We start from the raw sequence: 3,675 nt of genomic DNA, 5'->3' as shown, positions 1-3,675 counted from the left end.
CGCAGCTAAAAGAGCTAAAAAGCGCGGGCGTGTTTAGCTACAACCACAACCTCGAGACCTCGCGCGAGTTTTTCCCGCAAATTTGCTCGACGCATAGCTGGGACGAGCGCTGGCAGACCAACATCGACGCCAAAGAAGCGGGACTGATGCTGTGCACGGGCGGCATTTACGGGCTTGGCGAGAGCCAGGCCGATCGCGCGAGCCTGCAAGCTAGCCTTGCTAGGCTTGATCCGTTTTCTAGCCCGATAAATTTCTTTATCCCAAACGACGCTCTACGCGTCAAACGGCCGCCTATGGGAGCGGACGAGGCGCTAAAAATCATCGACGACACCGTTGCCGCACTGCCTAACGCTCGCGTGATGATCGCAGGCGGTCGCGAGAAAATTTTAGGCGAACGCCAATACGAAATCTTTGATCACGGCGTCTCCGCCGTCGTCATCGGCGACTACCTCACGACCAAGGGCGAGGTCGCTAGCCGAGATATCGCCGAGTTTAAGGCGCGCGGATTTAGCTTCGCGACGCTTTGCCACTGATGCAAAATTTGCTCTTAATCGGGTGCGGCGGATTTTTGGGGTCGGTTTGTAGAGCTGTTTTAAGCGGCGCGGTCGCTAAATTTTGCCCCGATTTTCCGCTTGCTACTCTTTGCGTCAATGCTCTTGGTAGCTTTTTGATCGGCGTACTACTCTCGTTAAATTTGAGCGAAAATTTAAGGCTATTTCTAGTCGTCGGCGCGCTCGGCGGTTTTACGACGTTTTCGACGTTTAGCTATGAGACGGTGCGCCTTTTTAGCTCGGGACAAAATTTAGCCGCATTTTTAAACGCGTTTTTTAGCGTTTCTGTTTGCCTCGGGTTTTGTTATCTAGGCACCGTTATTCGCTGAAAATCTAAATTTTATGCACCTAGCTCAGCACCTTTAAAGTGCTAAATTTGGTTTTGTTAAATTTAAGATTCTCCAAATTTTTTAGTTTTTCTTTTTCTTGGGTGGCGGAAGGGGTTTCTACTTACGGTCTGCTTGCAGCTACGAGCAAAGCGAAGTAGAGCGTCGCCTTCCTTTGCGTCGTGCTACGCACTCGCAACTGCCAGAAGCAGACCCGCCCCCAAACCCCCACCAACCCCACTGCACGTGAGAGGTTGCTGCGCTATGCGCAGTTTTATCTGGCGCTGTCGCGTCGCATGTTTTTTAGTTTAACGTTTTTGCGATGCGGGTCTCGGCGACTCAAATTTGAAAATTTAGTCAAATTTGACTTCGAATTTGAGCGTAAAACGATAAGGCGAAGTATCGTGAGATGATTTTTCGAGTTTTCTGCTTTGCAAGCTCGCAGCTGCAAGTAGAAGATGCAAAATTGAGCGTGCGCTAGGCATATAGCCTGCGGAGCGAAAATTTTGCGAAATCTCGGAAAAGCACTCGCGAGACAAGCCGCAGAGGGTCAAATTTATCAAAGAATAAAAAACCTTAGGCTATAATCCCCCATTTACAAAGGACTTTCTTGCAGGCAAACGGGCTAAATATCCTCATCGCGCTAGCTTTTATCATCTTTACGTCGCCGTATTTTTCTAAAATTTTACGCATCCCTATCGCGCCCGTGGAGATTATTTTGGGTTCGGTAGCCGGGTATTTGGGCTTTATCGGGCACAACGAAATGTTTAAAATCGTGAGCGAAGTAGGCTTTTTCTACCTCATGTTTTTAGCGGGCACGGAGGTCGATCTCAAGCTATTTTTCACGATAGATAAAAAGATCCTAAAAACGGGCGTCGTCTATCTGGCGATACTCTACCTACTCTCGGCGCTGCTGACGTTTTCGTTTGATCTAAACCGCCTTTTTATCCTCATCATGCCGCTGATGGCCGTGGGTATGATATTTACGCTATTTAAGGAGTACGGCAAAAACGAAGAGTGGCTAAACATCGGCATGCTCATCGCCTCGATCGGCGAAGTCGTGAGCATCACGCTACTAACCTTCGTCGGCGCGTATATGAAATTTGGCGCGGGTAGCGAACTGGCGTTTTCGATCATATATCTGAGCGGATTTTTAGCCGCGGCGGTGATCGGGTACAAGACGCTAAACGTGCTGTTTTGGTGGTATCCGCAGCTGCGCGTCATCCTGATGCCCCACTACGACAACTCCGAAAAAGACATCCGCCTGTGTATGGCGCTGTTTTTCGGCATCATCGCGCTTATGCTTTATTTAAATTTAGAGATAGCTTTCGGCGCATTTGTAGCGGGGACCTTTATCGCGACATTTTTCGATCACAAAAAAGACCTCCCGCACAAGCTTGCTAGCTTTGGCTTCGGCTTTTTGGTGCCGACCTTTTTTGTCCATATCGGCTCGACGTTTAAGCTTAACGCCTTTATGATAGACGGAGTCGTGCGCGACGCGGCGCTGATAACGGGCGTCATGATAGGCTTTAGGCTTGCTGCTAGCACGGTGTTTTTAAACATCCTCGGGCTAAAAAACACCGTCCTTTTCGCGCTATCACACTCGATGCCGCTGACGCTTCTCATCGCCGTTGCTACCATAGCCTACAAATCAGGCGGCATAAATGAAAATTTTTACTTCTCTTTCATACTAGCGAGCCTAACTCAGGCTATAATAGTAACGATTTGTATCAAAATTCTAATGAGCTACGAAAATAAAAATTTGCAAAAGGAGCCAAAATGAGCGATACGGTTACGCTAACAGACAACAGAAACGGCAAAAGCTACGACTTTCCGATACTTCATGGCACCATGGGCCCCGACGTCATCGACATCTCGACCTTTTTTAGCGATACGGGGATGTTTACGTTTGACCGCGGATATACCTCGACGGCGATGTGCCGCTCTAGCATCACTTATATCGACGGGCTAAAAGGCGAGCTGATGTACCGCGGCTACGACATCGCGTATCTAGCGGAAAACAAAACCTTCATCGACGTGGCGTATCTGCTGCTAAATAAAGAGCTACCGAACAAAAAGCAATACGACGAATTTAAACTCGAGCTTAAAAAGCGCAGCTTCATCCACGAGGGCATGATGAAAATTTTCGACGCTTTCCCGGACAAGGCGCACCCGATGGCGATCTTGCAGGCGGCGGTCTCGGCGCTTTCTGCGTTTTACTTCGATCACCTAAACATGGATAAGCCCGAGGAGTACCACGAGATGGCGATGCGAATAATCGCCAAAATCCCGACCATCGCGGCGTTTTCTTATAGATTTTCGCGCGGACTGCCGATCATTTATCCAAATTTAGACCGCGGCTTTACGGAAAATTTCCTCTACATGATGAGGAGCTACCCGTACGAGCACGTAAATTTGCGCCCGATCGAGGTCAAGGCGCTTGATACGGTCTTTATGCTGCACGCCGATCACGAGCAAAACGCATCCACGACGACCGTTCGCACCGTAGGCTCGACGCACGCGCACCCGTATGCGTGTATCGCCGCGGGTATCGGAGCGCTATGGGGCTGGGCTCACGGGGGCGCAAACGAGGGCGTCATCCGCCAGCTAGAGCAGATCGGCTCGGTAGAAAACGTCGATAAATACATCGCCCGCGCCAAGGACAAAAACGATCCGTTTAGGCTGATGGGCTTTGGTCACCGCGTGTATAAAAATTTCGATCCGCGTGCCAAGGTACTAAAATCTATGTGCGACCAGCTGTTTGACGAGATCGGCATAAACACCGAGCTTCTAAAAAT

Annotated in this window: 3 protein-coding genes and 1 pseudogene; all 4 read left to right on the top strand. The window is 49.5% G+C overall.

The annotated features are described in order from the left end of the window. Positions 1–533, top strand: a pseudogene (locus Q0338_RS04575) (biotin synthase); the annotation flags it as partial. Continuing rightward, positions 533–880, top strand: a complete 348-nt coding sequence (gene crcB / locus Q0338_RS04570; RefSeq protein WP_004321460.1) for a fluoride efflux transporter CrcB — start codon at positions 533–535, stop codon at positions 878–880. The pseudogene Q0338_RS04575 and the gene crcB, both read left to right, overlap by 1 nt. Positions 881–1,487: 607 nt before the next feature. After that, the gene (locus Q0338_RS04565) at positions 1,488–2,660 is read left to right on the top strand and encodes a cation:proton antiporter (protein ID WP_298085725.1); all 1,173 of its coding nucleotides are present in this window, start codon (positions 1,488–1,490) and stop codon (positions 2,658–2,660) included. Next, on the top strand, positions 2,657–3,675 hold a 1,019-nt coding region (locus Q0338_RS04560), incomplete at its 3' end, for a citrate/2-methylcitrate synthase (RefSeq protein ID WP_298085724.1). The genes Q0338_RS04565 and Q0338_RS04560, both read left to right, overlap by 4 nt.

The sequence above is a fragment of the uncultured Campylobacter sp. genome, assembly GCF_938018145.1.
GTDB lineage: Bacteria > Campylobacterota > Campylobacteria > Campylobacterales > Campylobacteraceae > Campylobacter_A.
This window is presented reverse-complemented; position numbering and strand designations above follow the sequence as displayed.